The organism is Chelativorans intermedius, assembly GCF_025398255.1.
GTDB classification, from domain to species: Bacteria; Pseudomonadota; Alphaproteobacteria; order Rhizobiales; family Rhizobiaceae; genus Chelativorans; species Chelativorans intermedius.
This window is the reverse complement of the sequence record NZ_JAODNW010000076.1, coordinates 1-1586: the sequence shown is the minus strand read 5'-3', so window position 1 is coordinate 1586 and position 1586 is coordinate 1. Positions and strand designations below refer to the sequence as shown.

Annotated in this window: 1 protein-coding gene; it reads right to left on the bottom strand. The window is 62.2% G+C overall.

The annotated features are described in order from the left end of the window. Nucleotides 1-90 precede the first annotated feature (90 nt). Nucleotides 91-1581, bottom strand: coding sequence for an aldehyde dehydrogenase (locus NYR58_RS20300; RefSeq protein ID WP_261522935.1), 1491 nt, complete (start codon nucleotides 1579-1581; stop codon nucleotides 91-93). Nucleotides 1582-1586: the final 5 nt, after the last annotated feature.

Below are 1586 nucleotides of genomic sequence, written 5' to 3'. Positions count from 1 at the left end.
CTAGTCGTCGGGTCGCCCCTTGCGGCCCTAGGATGGCGTTCCAGGCTGCCGGCCCCAACTGAACAGGCAGCCGCCGAGCGGAATAGCTCTTCAATCCACGGCCTCGTCCGCGTTGTCGCTGAGGTCGATCCAGATCGTCTTCAGTTGGGTATATTGGTCGTGGGCGTGGATCCCGTTGTCGCGCCCTCCGAAGCCCGACTGCTTGAAGCCGCCGAACGGAGTCGTGATATCGCCCTCGCCAAAGCTGTTGACGGTAACTGTACCTGCTCTGAGACTGCGCGCGCCGCGAATGGCGCGTTTGGCGTTGGCGGTATAGATCGAGGCACAGAGGCCATACTCCGTGTCATTGGCGATTGCGATCGCCTCGTCGAAGCTTCCGACCTCGATCACCGAGAGGATCGGTCCGAAAATCTCTTCGCGTGCCAGAACGGAATCGTTGCCCGATACTTCCACCACGGTCGGCTCGACGAAAGCGCCCTTGTGGGTCTTGCCGCCCACGATCACCTTTTCGGCCCTGTCCAGATAGGAACAGACTTTATCGTAGTGCACCTTGCTCACCAACGCGCCCACACGGGTCTCGGGGTCCAGCGGGTCGCCGACGTTCCACTCCTTGACATGATGGGCAATGCGTTCGAGCAGGGGTTTCTTCACGGCCTTGTGGACGATCAGGCGTGAAGAAGCAGAGCAGTTCTCGCCCATGTTCCAGAAGGCGCCGTTGACGATGTGCGCCGCGACACGGTCGAGGTTTTCGGCATCGTCCATGACGACGGCGGGGTTCTTGCCGCCCATCTCCAGCACGACTTCCTTGGCATTCGATTCGGCCGAATAAGTCAGGAAGCGCTTGCCGGTGGCAGTCGAGCCGGTGAACGAGACCATGTCGATTCCCATGTGCCGCCCAATGGGCTCGCCCACCTCCGCGCCGCTGCCGGGGACGACGTTCAGCACGCCGCGCGGCAAGCCGGCCTCATGGGCAAGCTCGGCCAGACGCAATGCGGTCAGCGTGGTCTCGGCTGCCGGCTTCAGGACAATCGAACAGCCCGCCGCCAGCGCCGGAGCAATTTTCCAGGCCATCATCAGGAGCGGAAAGTTCCAGGGCAGCACCAGCCCCACCACGCCGACAGGTTCGCGTACCACCATGGCGATGTGATTGTCCGAGGCCGGGGAGACAGAATCGTAGATCTTGTCGATCAGCTCGGCATGCCACTTGATGCAGTGAATAGATTCCGGAATGTCGACAGTCTCGCAATCGTAGATGGTCTTGCCGCTGTCGAGGCTTTCCATCACCGCAAGCTCGCGCGCGTTGCGGGTCATCAGCTTGCACAGACGGATGAGCGCCTCCTTGCGCTCGGCAGGATGCAGCTGCGACCAGCGGCCGTCCTCGAAGGCGTCTCGCGCCTTGGAGACTGCGAAATCAACATCTTCCTGCCCACAGGCGGCGATCTCGGCCAGCTCCTCACCGGTGGCCGGATTTATGCTCGCGAAGGTCTTGCCGGAGATTGCCGGGCGGAAGGCGCCGTCGATGAAGGCGGCGTTCGGCAGCGTAAGTCCGGCGGCGATGGCCCTGTACTCCTCGGTTGTCAGAAGAT